Genomic DNA, 13295 nt, shown 5'->3' on the forward strand with positions numbered 1-13295 from the left:
GGGGAGTGCTTGCATCTTAATCGTGAATCATCAGGCGAAAACTGGCGGGTAAGACCTGATGGAGTAGAAAAAGTAACAGGCACCTTAAAGTATCTTACTGATTTAACGTTTCCAACTATGTTATTTGGAAAGATTATGCGCAGCCACTATCCACATGCAAGGATTATAGCCATTCATACAGAAAAGGCGAAAAAACTGAAGGGAGTCCATGGGGTTTTAACCTATAAGGATATACCTGGGTTAAATGGGTTTGGTATTCTCGACCCGGATCAGCCTGTCCTATGCCATGATAAGGTTCGGTTTATCGGTGATGCTGTCGCGGCTGTAGCCGCTGAATCCAAAGAGATAGCCGAACAAGCCTTAAAGTTAATTGAAGTGGAGTATGAAGTTTTCCCGGTAGTCGATGACCCAGAGCTATCGCTGTTACCGTCAGCACCTCAAATTCATGAAAAGGGAAACATCCTCCACCGTTCATCCTTTAAAAAAGGAGATTTGGATGAAGGCTTTAAAAATTGCGAGTTTATTATTGAAGAAACGTATGATACTCCAAGGCAAATCCATGCTTATATGGAAACGGAAGGAGGAGTGGTAGTTCCTGATAAGGATGGCGGGATCATCGTCTACATGGGGACGCAACATGGCTACTGCGACCGCTTTCAGCTTTCGAGAATTTTAAATCTCGATGAAACCAAAATACGGGTTGTCTCAAGTCCGATGGGCGGCTCCTTTGGAGGAAAAGATGAATTAAATGTTCAGTCATATGGGGCATTGCTCGCGCTTTACACGGGCTATCCTGTAAAAATCCATCAAAATCGGAGGGAGTCGATACAGTCAGGAATAAAGCGGCACCCGATGCGGATTAAGATGAAAACAGGTGTGGATCGTGATGGAAATATTTTAGCGCATGAAGCTACTATCATTGCTGATACGGGAGCATATGCGACACTCGGCCTTGCAGTATTAGAGTGTGCGGTTGAAAATACAGTCGGACCTTATTTGATTCCAAATATCAATATTGATGGCGTATCTGTTTATACGAATAACGGTGTATCAGGAGAATTTAGAGGGTTTGGCAGCAACCAAGTTGTTTTTGCACTCGAAGGGCAGCTTGATCGGTTAGCTGAAAAATTAAAGATGGACCCTATTGAATTGAGAGAAAAAAATATTAAGAGATTAGACGGATTAGGTGCTCTTGATCAAACCATTGCACCAACGGATGGAGCAAAAGAAGTCTTGGATGCCATCAAACAGTCTAACATTTTACGGATGAAAAAAGCGGATAATGGTAAATGGAAAAGGAGAGGTGCAGGGATTGCGATAACCATTCTCGGCCAAGGATTGGGTCACGGGATTCCGGACCCAGGGGCAGGGTACATGTCAATCAGTAAGGATGGCAAAATTGAAGCAGCTTTTGGTGTAGAAGAGGTGGGTCAAGGGGTATTGGCTGTCATTGAAACCTTACTTATGAAAGCCTTTAAATGTGGAAGTGATGATCTCAATATTGTAATCGGGGACACGGAGAAGGTTCCACATTCCGGTTCGACAACGGCATCAAGGGCAACAACCATGATTTGGTTAGCCATTGAGAAGATGAGAGAATCCTTTGAAAGTCAAATTCTTCAGCGTGCATCACAAATGACGGGACTTCCAAAACAGCAGTTGTGTCTAGGTCCAGGTGGAATATGGAGGGAGTCGAAGTTGATCGTCTCTTATGTTAATTTAGCAGGTCAATTAAATGAACCTATCGAGGTATCGGTTGAATTCCCTTATCCACAATCCAATGATACCGTGCAAAAAGGACGCTACCTTTATTCTTTTGCAGCTGTTGCAGCTGAAGTTGAAGTTGACCTATTAACAGGGAAGGTTACTGTGCTTGGTTTGGACCAAGCGATCGCTGCAGGCCCGGTCGTTAGTCCAATGGGGTATCTCGGTCAAATTGAAGGAAGCGGGGTGATGTCCATTGGTTACACGCTAACGGAGGATTGTCCAATGGAAAAAGGAAAGTACGTAACTGAGAATTTTGACACATATTTAATTCCGACGATTTGCGATGTTCCTCCCGATATGAACGTGTACGCCATTGAAACTGTCCAGTCAGGAGACACATTCGGACCAAAGGGGATTGGAGAAATTGGAACAGTGGCGGTTGCCCCGGCGATTGCCAAAGCGATTCATGATGCGATTGGGTATTGGTGTAACCGAATTCCTGTTTCACGGGAGGAAATTTTACAGGCAGTGGAAAAGGAGGGGAGAATTTGGACGTAATCATTGAGGTTCAGTTTAAAGTAAATGATCAATCGGTAAATCTTGGGGTCCCACCTTTACGCCGTCTGAACGATATTCTTCGCGAGGATCTTGAAATGACTGGAACCAAAATCTCCTGCGGAATCGGCCGCTGCGGTGTATGTACTGTCTTAATGAATGGTCAAATGGTTAACTCTTGTTTAGTGATGGCGTTTCAATTAAATCATGTTGAAATCGTAACGATAGAAGGACTTGACGGTGAAGAAGAACTCGATCCGATACAGAAAGCTTTTATGGAAGAGGGCGGCTTTCAATGTGGGTATTGTACACCTGGGATGATTTTAGCAACAAAAGCATTGTTAGAAAAACATCCTCACCCAACCCAGGAACAAATCCTAGAAGGACTGTCTGGTAATCTATGCCGCTGCACGGGATATGGGGGAATCCTTCGAGCAGTAAAATCCATTTCCAATGCCATTTCCGGTGCCTGATACCGTTCGTGGACAAAACGTTCATTTTGTACGCATCGAGTAGACGTTTGTTGAAAAGTAGATATTTCGTAAGAGCGACAGCAAGGATGTTTTATGAACAGGGGGGAGTTTGTGAGAGAAGAAATATTTATGAAGATGGCAGTAGACATTGCCCTTGAAAATGTTATGACAGAACACGGTGGCCCGTTTGGAGCCATTATTGTGCGAAAAGGCAAGATCATTGGAATTGGCCGTAATGAAGTGACAGCAACGAACGATCCGACCGCACATGCTGAGATGCAGGCGATTCGCGCAGCCTGTAAAGAATTAAATAGCTACCAATTGACAGATTGTGAGATTTATACGAGCTGCGAGCCTTGCCCGATGTGTTTCGGAGCAATCTATTGGGCGAGACTAACATCAATCTATTATGCGTGTACAAAAACAGAAGCTGCTGGAATTGGATTTGACGATCAGTTTATTTACGAACAACTTGCGTTACGATTCGAGGAGCGAGCGATACCAATGAAACAAGTACGGCCAGGAAATTACATGATACCATTCAAAATTTGGAAAACCTCAATTAATAAGGCAGAATATTAATAAAGGGTGTCAGGCACCGTTAGGGACAAATGTCCTTTTCTGGTGCCTAACACCCTTTAATAGTTACTCGAAGCTTGGTGACATGCAGGGAGTCGATTTGGCTAAATAGGAAGCCTTGTTTTTCAAGGATGGGCAAGCTCGTATAACTGGTATCAACCATTAATAACTGAAAGTTGTCTCTTGCAGTTATGATAGAGAAAATCCTTATACCTTGTACGACCTCCAGTAAATACTTGCTTCATCAGTTTTTCTATTATGTCATTTTGTATTTCTTGATTTCGATAAAAATAATCATAAAAAATAGCTATTTTCTGGCATATGTCATCTATTATTGAGCCAAAAACTGAAATGCTAATTCAAATAAGAAATATTTATCGAGAATATGCTCCTGAGCTTGATACTTATATGACCACGGAGGAAGCTGAAGACCTACATAACCTTCGCATCTCACAAATACAAATCAATAATTTATTTGAAAAGCCAGTTACTAAGATATACCGATGGGATGACGAATATACTACGGAAAAGTATCTAAAATTAATTCAATCCTACTCAGATTTTCACGATATTAACGATGAGAAGAAACAAGCTATTTTAGAAAGTGTTGCAGACTATATCGAAAGTGAAAATGGTAAAATAGTTGTTCCACAAGAAGTAAGATTATATATGGCTAGAAAGTGATGTTTGACATTCTTTTCTTAAACAAACGGAGTGCGTTAGTTGAAAATAATAAGCCTATTTGTATCCGTGGCCCTATTTTTGTTATCCCATTAAAGGGCGCGATTGTTGAACAACAATTAAAAGGGCGATACATATTATACATGACTAATATGTATCGCCCTTTATTTTTTATGACTTTTTACGATTTAGGTCTTGATAATATAAAGTGTAGTAAGGCTTTTATTTTTCTATATCAAAATTAAGCGACTATACTATCTCTATAAGATCCGTTAGCTTACGGATTTCATAAGTCGGCTTAATTCCTAAATGGTTTTCTTTAAGATGCGGATTGAACCAGCAAGTGTCAATCCCGTAATTTATGCCTCCATGAATATCGGAAGTCAAAGAATTGCCTACAATCAACACTTTAGCTTTATCTGTAATTTGCAGCTTAGAAAACGCATAATCGAAGATACCTTTATCAGGTTTCTGAAATCCAGCTTCTTCAGAAATAATGATATGCTCAAACGTATTACAGAGAGACGAGCTCCCAATTCTTGATGTCTGCACATTTGTGAATCCATTTGTTATAATGGCCAGCCGACAACCAGTAAGATTGTCACATAATTCTACAGCACCTTGCATAAGATGCGCTTCCTGTCCCAAATATTCAAGATAAACATTGCTGAACGTATCTGCATTGATTTCAAGCTCATGTGCAAGGAATAATCTCCTAAATCTCTCTACTCCCAATTTTGGCAAAGTAGTAAGCCCTTGTTCCAAATCTCTCCACAATACATTGCTAATCTCTTTATATTTAGCTTCATAATCCGCCAATCCCGTAGGCAATCCAAACTCTACAAAAGTTTTATGTAGTGCCTTTCTTTCTGATATACTGAAGTCGAACAGTGTATCATCAACATCGAACAATATGATTTCGTATTTCATAGCTCCTCCATTTATCCATTGCTTATCCAATATTAAGTCGGTATCGAAAGGGATGTGATTCTTATTTTTTGAGATACAAGATTGTAAATGGGATAAATTAATAATCCTTACAGGTATAGTTTGCTTATTATTTTTATTGTGTTACATAGTGACCTAAATGTAAAGTAATCCGCAATGTCGGAAAGTAGTATTAGGAGTATCACCCCATGCCCATCAAGCTAATATTTTGAAGTACCCCAAAAAACAAAAATTTTATCTCCCTACAGTTGTCTACATGATTTCTGCATAAGGAAAGGACTCTATGAATATTAAAATAAATAATAAAAAATAGGTTGGGGTACGTCCTTATAAAAAGAACGGTGTTTATCTTTCTTAAAATTTAAATCTAAATTTACGCTATAGGGAGTGTGTTGATGGAAAAATACAGATTATCAAAAGCAATCGGGGTTGTCTTAGGGATATTAACGATCATTGTTACGTTAGGATATGGCTTTCTGTATTTACTTGGTACTTCCTTAGGGAAAGCGCTCCATTCCGAAATTGATTCATCAGCAACTGATAGGCTTACTTTAGTCATTCTTATTGGTCTTCTCATAGTCGGCGTAATAACTGGAGCAGGTTCTTTTTGGTTAAACCGGAATGTATGGAGAGTCGTTTACTTTGGATTCTGTTTGGTACTTGGAATTTGTCTTTTTGTTACTTTTTTTATTTCTATAGGAGCATTAGGAAGCATATATGAATTTATGATTTTATGTATTAGCATGATGTATTTTTTGTTGAGCTATTTAGTAAGAAAGGGTAAATGAAAGTTACAAAGGTTGATTGCGGTTTTATCTCGCTCTTGAGTGAAAAGGCATCAGATACGCTTTAACTTGTGAATAAAGGGTAGAAGAATTCGGTATATCGCAGCTTGCCCCCTCTATCACTATTAAGGTGGAATGGTTTGGTGAATATTCCGAATTACCGAATAAAAACATTGTGAACATATTGCACTGTTTTACCGTGTTTATTATGATAGAATCAGGCTGTAATTACATTTAATTCTTGAACCAAGATCACATACTCTAGGATACGGGAGGACTGATCATTTTGAAAGGTGTAAGGCTGTTAAAAAAAGGGATGTGTTTTGGACTATTAAGCTTAAGTCTTGTAAGCTTAAGCCTCTTTGGAGAATCAAAGCAGACGGAAGCAAAAGAAAAAGTAGAGCAAACAAAAAGTACAAGTCATGCGATTAGCCAAAAGTTCGTACAACTTGAGAAAAAGTTTGATGCTCGGCTCGGGGTCTATGCTATCGACACTGGCACAAATCGCACGGTAGCCTATCGACCTGATGAACGCTTTGCTTATACATCCACCTTTAAGGCTCTGGCTGCAGGGGCAGTGCTGCAACAAAACTCGATTGACAAACTTGACGAGGTAATCACCTACACCAAAGATGATCTGGTCACGTATTCGCCGATCACAGAGCAACACGTGGATACGGGGATGACCCTTAGGGAAATCTGCGATGCTGCTATCCGTTACAGCGATAATACCGCAGGGAACCTTTTATTGCAGAAACTGGGCGGCCCTAATGGATTCGAAAAAGCACTGAGGCAGATCGGCGATAATGTCACCGAGGCTGATCGCTTCGAGACTGATTTGAACAGTGCCATCCCAGGAGACATCCGTGATACAAGTACAGCAAGAGCACTTGCCACCAACCTGAAGGCTTTCACGGTCGATGACGTGCTCTCGAATGATAAGCGTACAATTCTTACAGATTGGATGCGGGGGAACCTTACTGGAGACGAACTGATCCGTGCGGCCGTACCTAAAGGCTGGGAGGTAGGCGATAAAACCGGAGCAGGAGACTATGGAACGCGAAACGACATTGCTATCGTTTGGCCGCCGAATAGAGATCCCATCATTATCGCGATTCTATCCACCCATGATACTAAGAATGCTACCTATAATAATGAACTTATAGCACAGGCTGCCAAGGTCGCACTTAATGCCTTCAAGTGAATTAGGAGCGAGTATCAAAACAAGGAAAAATACACGTAGTCATTAGATACTTTTTAATTTTAGGAAGCAATGTCCAATTGCTTCTTTTTTGTTGCCGTTATGAAACTGAATGGTTTTTGGAAACTAGAACATTTAAAGGAAAAAATCGACGAATGTTGGCGTTCGTAAATATCCCTTGCGAGTCCAATTTCGTGTTTTTACTTTCGCCTGTATCTTTGGTTCGAGATAAACAAACTTTTGGACTTTATGGGTTATGACTGATTTAGCAACCATGCCTTCTAAATCAATATGTTTAACAGCATCAAAATAAGTGCTGCCATCTTTTTTGATATAACGGATCTTCGAAATGATCTCTGTATCGGGTAATACCTGGTGTAATATTTCCTTTCTTTTATAGGAGTACGTGAACGATTCAGAGAATGAACCGCCACATCTGAAAATATTTCCAATTGGCGATGGGGTATCGCCCCACATCCATCAACTTAAGATTCATTTTTATATAAAAGTTAAGGTTTTCCAAGTAGTTTTTCATTACCTTTTACAGATGTTTTAAAAGTACGCATACTAAATAAACCCGGATGGGTTTATTTTTTTAACTATGCTACCTGATGAGTAGAAGTGGTATACTCATAAACAACACCCAATATATCAAAGACTGTCTTTTTCTCGTACCGATGAGATTTTCGTCCGTTTTGCTGTAGGAGGTTAAACAGACGAAGGAGAACCTTTGATAATTCTTGGGTGTTTTTTTGTAATGCTTGATGAAAAAGTAAGAAGTAATCTTTAATTATGTACATTGCTTTATATTCGCTTAGTTCTTTCTGTTTCTTACGTAACAGGAGCTCTCTCATTTTAAACATAGTAGAAGAACATAATAGAATACTAATGAGTTGCCCGTAAAGATGACATTCTAATCGTTCCTGTTTAATAGATTTACAACGATGAATTTGAAACCAGGATTTCCATATTTTAAATAAAAGCTCGATTTGCCAACGTAATGAATATAAATCATAAATTTTCTCTTTTGATATCCATTCCGCAGGAATGTTTGTCATGTATACTGTAATTCCTTGTAAATGTTTCGTCCGTTCTGTATATGTAATCCCTTTTTTCTTTTCACGAATCGCTCGATCACGTAAGCGTTTCTGTGTTTGCTTTTCCGTACATCTATACACCACAATGCGAGTAGGAAGTTTGTCTTTACTCCCTACATATACATCGTGTAACTCATACACTTGTCCAGGTTGTAATTGCTTCATGATGTCTTCCAAATGAATCTGTATATATACCGGCTTCAATTGCGCGGGTTTTGTTTTAAATACCACTGTTTCGAATTCTTTCCTATATATTTTAGTTGGTAACTTAAGACGTGATAGGTAGTATCCTTGCTTATCTTGGATAGATTTAAAGTCTTGTAAACGAAAATATCCTAAGTCACGAATGTATAGTTCATCCTTCTGTATCATGCCGGTTCGACTCGCGCTATACGCCTGATCACTTCGTTTTCCCGGTTCAATTTTCACATCAGAAAATTCTCCACTCAACAAGTCATACTCTAGTTGAATTTTTACACCAGCTTTATGACTACACCCTCCGGCGCCAGGATAAGTAGATGAAAATCGATCAGGAACTTGAAAGGTCGTGGAATCAAGGATGCGAATACGCTCAAAGTAAGCAGAAAGAGAATGAGAAATCTTAGATAATCCTCCAATTTTAGCTTGTAGAAGTGTAGTAAATACACTTCGAAAGAAGGTTACCGAAGCCGAATTAAATCGTCGGTTAAGCCCCTCAGGGCTCAATAAGATTCCTGTTGAAGTTTCTAATTGACTACAAAGTTGAGTAAGAGAGGTAGTAGCGATTTGTTGATTTAACCATACACACAAAGATAAGAAATGGTGCCCGTGGCACTTACGTTTTCATTTCATTCCGCCTGCTTCTATAGCTAATTGATTAAGTGTAGCGGGAGACATATATCGATATAACTCTTCGGCAAATAAAGATAACTCTTGTTTTTGGTGCATATTCATAAAAAGCACGTCACCCTTTCTTATTAACATAAGAGAATAGTAACGTGCTTTTAGCTTCAAAAATAGTCTAAATCCTTAAGTTGATGGATGTGGGGTATCGCCCCATAACCATCAAGCTAAAAAAGAAATACACCACAAAAACGAAGAAACCGAGCAATTTGCACAAAATCTTCGTTTTATATTTGGATTTTTGATAATGTAGGATTTTTTCTTATAAAGCAAACTGGGCCAGATTGTGGAATAACTGGTGCGATCTAATTGGATTATGATCAACTTATTTGACTCGTTCATTTCCATTCGGTAATATAACTAAGTGGTTATAAAACGTATAGGAATGTGATGAATATGGGTGAGAAAAAATACACCACAAGTTTGTTTGAAGTAATAGCTGAGGAAAACCGTAGAAAAATTATAGATCTTATCAGAAAACGCCCAAGGTCTGTTGGAGAATTAGTTGAGTGTACACAATTAAGCCAGCCAGGGGTTTCTAAACATCTTCGAAAATTAAGGGAAGCTGGGCTAGTGATAATCATTAAGGATTCCCAAAAAAATATTTACCATTTGAATGCGGAGCCCCTTGCAGAAATTGATAACTGGTTAGAACCTTATCGAAAGTACTGGTCAGACAAGTTTGATATGCTAGAACAATTATTAGATGAGGAGGAGTAATGTATGCTAGCAGTTGTAGAAAAGTTTGAGGATGGATATGTAGCCACATATAATCGACCACTACATCATTCAGTTGAAAAGGTTTGGGCCACATTAACTGAAAATGGGAAATTGGAAAAATGGATGCCAAACTTACAAGTTGTAGACCTTCGAAAAGGCGGAATGATTAAGTTCAATATGAACGATGGGACGGGGAAATCTATTGATATTTCGATTATAGATTTCAAAGAACAGTCCTACTTGCAGTATGAATGGGGAGAAGGTTGGGTTCGATTCGAATTATTTCCAAAAGATGATGGTTGTTTATTAGTATTAAAAGAATATATTCCTACTCTGAGTGATCATACTTCAAAAGATTTAGCTGGATGGCATGTATGTCTAGATATATTCAGTACATTACTGGATGGTCAATATATGGACTTTCCAAAAGGTGAATGGGAAAAATGGCATGAGAAGTATGTAAGGGTAATTAAACAATTATAGTGAATTTAATATTCAATTAAAGAGGGTGGGGTTTATATGTTGACCTGTTTAAAGGGATATTTGGAATATGGTGTTAATTTGAGAGCAGCATTAGTTAAATAACTATATGATTAATCTTTTGGATCTTTTTTGAAAAAAGTTTTAATATAATAAATTCGGAAGTTCCTGACGTTATACCTTATAAAGATGCTTCTTAAATGTTCTGAAATAAATAACCAGCTAAAATAAGTTAATCGATCTTTAACAAACGGGCGCAATCTTCTAATAAGGATTGTGCCTAAAAAATATAAAAAAAGATAAGGTACATTTTCAACTGGACAACCTACTTCTCTTAAATTCGCGCTTCCTATTATGAAGGATCCAAGAGGCTACCCCTATATAGACTTAGCAAAATGGAACTGTCCCTCTATTTCTATAATTTTATTTGTAGGATTTTCTCCTTTTTTGTCGAATTTGTTTCATATAAGGAGGGACACTATATGTTTATCAAAGACTTTTTTATTAATCTTTTTATTTTTGCATTCCTAGTTAGTTCAATTATATTCATCCAAGTGTTTGTAATGAAATCCAGCCAGTTCATGGAAAAAATATATGGGGCAATCATTGCTGTTATTTTGATGACTTTTTCTTTTAAATACATGGGATTTTACTATGATCTTCGAGCTGTTCCTCTCATTTTATCATTTGTTTACTTTGGTCGCACTGCCGGTTGGATTACGGTACTTAGTATTTTTATCATGCGTGTTACTTATATGGATGGATATTATGTACCATATATCGTCGCATTATTAGGAATAGGCATTATATTTACTATTTTTAAAACATATTTCAAAAACTTACATCCATTTAAAGCTAGCTTTCTTTATCTGATTTGTTATATGGCTATGATTCGATTGGTAGGCGAATTCTTCATTCCGACTGTAATATCTAAAATGCTTCACATTCAAAACTTATTATTTACAAGTATGGGTCTGTTAAGCGGACTTTTTCTGATGGAAGCTTATCAAAAATTATATTCCTTAACACAAGAGTTATTTAGAACGAATCAAAAATTAAAAGGATCGAAGCAAGAACTTAAAGATACTGTCCATGAACTGCAAGGAGGGATTTTTAAATTTATTAAAGTAGATACGCACTTTATACATACGATGTGTGATGGACAATTTTATTATCAAACTGGATTTCATTCTGAACAAGTGGTAGGAAAAAGTTTACGTACTATCGATTCTTCCATTATTCCTCCCCATCTCGTTCCTCAATTACTGAAGTATTATGTACAAGCATGGGAGGGAAATGAAGTTATATTTGAAATTCCTTGGCCAGATAATGAAACCATTGCTCTAATCGCACTTAGGCCAATTAAGCGAAATGGAAAAGTTATTGAAGTTGTTGGTTCTGCAATTGATATTACAGAGAGAAAAAAAGTGGAGTGTGAATTAAAAACGACTAAAGAATTACTGGAGTCATTTGTAAATAACAACATAGATGCGATTGTTATCACTGATCGAGAAGGGCATATTTTACAAGCGAATAAAGCTTTTGAAACGATATTTGGTTGGCCAATACAAGAAGCTATCGGTAAAAAAGTACCTTGTGTACCTGATTTCTTAATGGATGAATCGATAGAAATCATTCAAAATATTCTGTCTGAAAAATCTACAATTACTCGATTAGAGACCATTAGACAACGAAAAAATGGGGATTTAATTGATGTAAGTATAACGATTTCACCTATTCTAGATTTGAGAGGGAATATAATGGCTCTCTCTGCAATATGTAGGGACATTTCTGAAAGAAAACAAGCAGAAAAAGAACGACATCAATTATATCAACAATTGCAAGAAAGTGAATTGAAATATCGTGTATTATTTGAAGAGGCGGCGGATGCGGTATACGTAGTAGAATTGGATAAAAATCGAACACCCACTCGATTCATTGAAGTAAATGCGATTGGGTGTGAAAGGTTTAATTTAAGTAGAGATGAAATTCTTAGTATACCATTTCCTGATCTTGTTTCTACGGATTCTCCCCTTTTAAAAAGATTAATTGAAAAAATTAAAAAAGGGGAAGATTCTTTTACTTTGCAAGATGAATATGTTTTTCATACAGGAAAGAAAATAACGACTGAATTTAGTATTCGTGTATTCAAGTTGAACGGAAAAGAAGTTTTCTTAAGTATTTCTCGAGATATTACCGAACGAATAAAGACGGAAGAATTATTAAGAAAATCTGAAAAACTTGCTGTTGTAGGTCAATTAGCTACAGCAATCGCTCATGAAATTAGAAACCCTTTAACTGCAATGAAAGGATTTATGCAATTATTAAAAACAATGGAAAATGAAAATAATCATCGCTATATAAATATAGTATCATCAGAAATTGATCGAATTGAAAGCATTACGAATGAATTTATGGCAATAGCCAAACCACAGGCGGTGAAAATTCACCCTAATGATATAAGTATGTTAATGAATCAAGTTGTAATGCTACTAGAGCCCCAAGCAATAATGAATAATATACAAATTAAGACAGAAGTTATCTCTAATATTCCACTAATACTTTGTGAAGGGAATCAATTAAAACAAGTATTCGTTAATATCTTAAAAAATGCAATTGAATCTATGCCAACGGGAGGAGAAATTTTAATTCAAATTAATAAAGCTGGTAATAATCAAATAAATATTCGATTTATTGATCAAGGATGTGGGATTCCTCAAGAGCGTATACCATACCTTGGAGAACCTTTTTATAGCATTAAAGAAGAGGGGATTGGCTTAGGATTAATGATTTGTTACAAAATTATTGAAATGCATCAAGGCAAAATATGTATTGAAAGTGAGGTGAATAGAGGAACAATAATAGATGTTACTCTCCCTATTTGTAAATTATAAAACAAATGTTGTTAAATTTAAAAATGGATACAAAATTATCTTAGCTGGATATGTATGGGGTATTGTTGGTTTGGAATAAAGTTTGTTCAAAAATGTTTTGCAAACCCTTATTTAGTGAGAACCAAAAAGAATCCACTTTGAAAAAAGATTAATCAAAATGGATTCTTTTCTTCTTGAATGAACATTCCGTTTTATAAAAAAGTTTGATTAAAACTCACTTAGAATTCTTTAATCGAAAAGGAATAAAACGGTGCAACTTTTTTGTAAACGGTACATCTTTTTTATAAACAATA

The 13295-nt window shown here is 37.0% G+C and carries 10 protein-coding genes and 1 pseudogene; 9 read left to right on the top strand and 2 right to left on the bottom strand.

What is annotated here, in order from left to right; all coding sequences use genetic code 11:
- Positions 1-9: 9 nt before the first annotated feature.
- The 4 genes from pucD (at position 10) to NKR74_RS10785 (ending at position 3998) form a co-directional block, all read left to right on the top strand.
- A complete protein-coding gene (gene pucD, locus NKR74_RS10765; protein WP_253629531.1) occupies positions 10-2265 on the top strand; it encodes a xanthine dehydrogenase subunit D in 2256 nt (751 codons plus the stop codon).
- Positions 2256-2735: a (2Fe-2S)-binding protein gene (locus NKR74_RS10770; RefSeq protein ID WP_253629532.1), complete on the top strand. Its 480-nt coding sequence runs from the start codon at positions 2256-2258 to the stop codon at positions 2733-2735. The genes pucD and NKR74_RS10770 overlap by 10 nt, the downstream gene beginning before the upstream one ends.
- A 111-nt stretch (positions 2736-2846) precedes the next feature.
- Positions 2847-3317 (top strand): nucleoside deaminase, encoded by a 471-nt coding sequence (locus NKR74_RS10775; RefSeq protein WP_253629533.1) that lies wholly within the window; start codon positions 2847-2849, stop codon positions 3315-3317.
- Positions 3318-3635: 318 nt separating this feature from the next.
- Complete coding sequence (locus NKR74_RS10785) at positions 3636-3998, top strand: hypothetical protein (RefSeq protein ID WP_253629534.1); 363 nt, start codon at positions 3636-3638, stop codon at positions 3996-3998.
- Between the two features lie 246 nt (positions 3999-4244).
- Here NKR74_RS10785 and NKR74_RS10790 read toward each other — a convergent pair whose 3' ends face one another.
- Positions 4245-4925, bottom strand: a complete 681-nt coding sequence (locus NKR74_RS10790) for a YjjG family noncanonical pyrimidine nucleotidase (RefSeq protein WP_253629535.1) — start codon at positions 4923-4925, stop codon at positions 4245-4247.
- Between the two features lie 413 nt (positions 4926-5338).
- Here NKR74_RS10790 and NKR74_RS10795 point away from each other — a divergent pair, with 413 nt between their 5' ends.
- Both NKR74_RS10795 and bla read left to right on the top strand, forming a co-directional pair.
- The gene (locus NKR74_RS10795) at positions 5339-5731 is read left to right on the top strand and encodes a hypothetical protein (protein ID WP_098309831.1); all 393 of its coding nucleotides are present in this window, start codon (positions 5339-5341) and stop codon (positions 5729-5731) included.
- Positions 5732-6044: 313 nt separating this feature from the next.
- A complete protein-coding gene (gene bla, locus NKR74_RS10800; protein ID WP_253631129.1) occupies positions 6045-6932 on the top strand; it encodes a class A beta-lactamase in 888 nt (295 codons plus the stop codon).
- A gap of 596 nt (positions 6933-7528) precedes the next feature.
- Here the strand turns inward: bla and NKR74_RS10805 are convergent.
- A pseudogene (locus NKR74_RS10805) lies at positions 7529-8959 on the bottom strand (IS4 family transposase).
- A 345-nt stretch (positions 8960-9304) separates the two neighbouring features.
- Here NKR74_RS10805 and NKR74_RS10810 point away from each other — a divergent pair.
- The 3 genes from NKR74_RS10810 to NKR74_RS10820 all read left to right on the top strand — a co-directional run bounded on the left by NKR74_RS10810 (position 9305) and on the right by NKR74_RS10820 (position 13002).
- On the top strand, positions 9305-9628 hold the full coding sequence (locus NKR74_RS10810) for an ArsR/SmtB family transcription factor (RefSeq protein ID WP_253629536.1): 324 nt from the start codon (positions 9305-9307) through the stop codon (positions 9626-9628).
- Positions 9629-9631: 3 nt separating this feature from the next.
- Complete coding sequence (locus NKR74_RS10815) at positions 9632-10111, top strand: SRPBCC family protein (protein ID WP_253629537.1); 480 nt, start codon at positions 9632-9634, stop codon at positions 10109-10111.
- Between the two features lie 479 nt (positions 10112-10590).
- Positions 10591-13002 (top strand): PAS domain S-box protein, encoded by a 2412-nt coding sequence (locus NKR74_RS10820; protein ID WP_253629538.1) that lies wholly within the window; start codon positions 10591-10593, stop codon positions 13000-13002.
- The last annotated feature ends 293 nt before the right edge of the window (positions 13003-13295 follow it).

Origin of the sequence: Bacillus sp. 3103sda1, assembly GCF_024159135.1 — a bacterium.
GTDB lineage: Bacteria > Bacillota > Bacilli > Bacillales > Bacillaceae_G > Bacillus_A > Bacillus_A rhizoplanae.